Annotated in this window: 1 protein-coding gene; it reads right to left on the bottom strand. The window is 39.1% G+C overall.

Annotated elements, in window-relative coordinates:
- Positions 1–66: 66 nt before the first annotated feature.
- A partial coding sequence (mltG, locus tag HT730_RS10310; RefSeq protein ID WP_173307535.1) for an endolytic transglycosylase MltG occupies positions 67–1,035 on the bottom strand: 969 nt, incomplete at its 5' end.

Consider the following 1,035-nt stretch of genomic DNA (forward strand, 5'->3'; position numbering starts at 1 on the left):
GCCATTTTTCTCAACTTTCTTCTGATGATATTTTCGAAAGAAAATGATGTGAAGTATCACATAATTTTAGTTTGTTTGGTTTAATTTGCTGTTAACATGTTCAGCGACATTGCGGTCGTGGTCTTCTTGATTGTTAGCATAGTAGACCTTGCCTTCTGTGACATCTGCTACAAAGTAGAGGTTATCGCTCTTAGTTTGATTGATGCTTGACTCAATCGCATCCAGACTTGGACTATCGACTGGACCAGGCATGAGACCTACATTTTTATAAACATTATAAGGTGAATCAATGTTGGTATCAATCGCAACATCCTCAGCTAGACTGATATTTTGCCCCAGTTTTCCTTGGGCATACAAGATTGCAATGTTACTTTGAAGTGGCATATCACGATTCAAACGATTGTAGAATACACCTGCAATGAGCTTACGATCTTCTGTCTTGGCACCTTCTTTTTCGACCAAGGAAGCAATGGTCAACAACTCATTGACAGTCAAGTTTTTAGATTTGATCGTACTATAGTAAGGAGATAGGTTCTTATCCATAGCAGCTAACATCTCATCAATCAAGCTCTCAATAGTTGTGCTTTCCTTGATAGAGTATGTAGCTGGGAAAAGGTATCCTTCCAAACGATAACGAGCCCCACTTTCCTTTGTAGGCAAGCTTTCCAATAAAGTAGGATATTTGGCAACTTCTTGACTGATAAAGTTCTCATCTTGAACTTTAGCCAAGAAAGCCTCCGCTGTCAAAGGCTCTTTGAAGTCACCTTGCAATTGACCTACCGCTTGTGCAATTTGATCAATCGTATAACCTTCTGGAATTGTCAAAGTCGCAAGTACAGGTTCTTGTGGTTCAGCTGTTCCACCTTTTTGCAACTCTTTGAGTAAGTCTTCTGTACTCATACTCTTTTGCAAATTGTAGTAACCTGCTTTCAAGTCGGTATAATTTTTATACTTGGCATAAAAGCTAAAAATCAGACCATGCTTTACCAAACCAGCTTTTTCAAGCGTCGTACCGATTTCTTGAACGTTTGAACC

It is taken from the genome of Streptococcus sp. k-628 (genome assembly GCF_013277475.1).
Lineage (GTDB): Bacteria > Bacillota > Bacilli > Lactobacillales > Streptococcaceae > Streptococcus.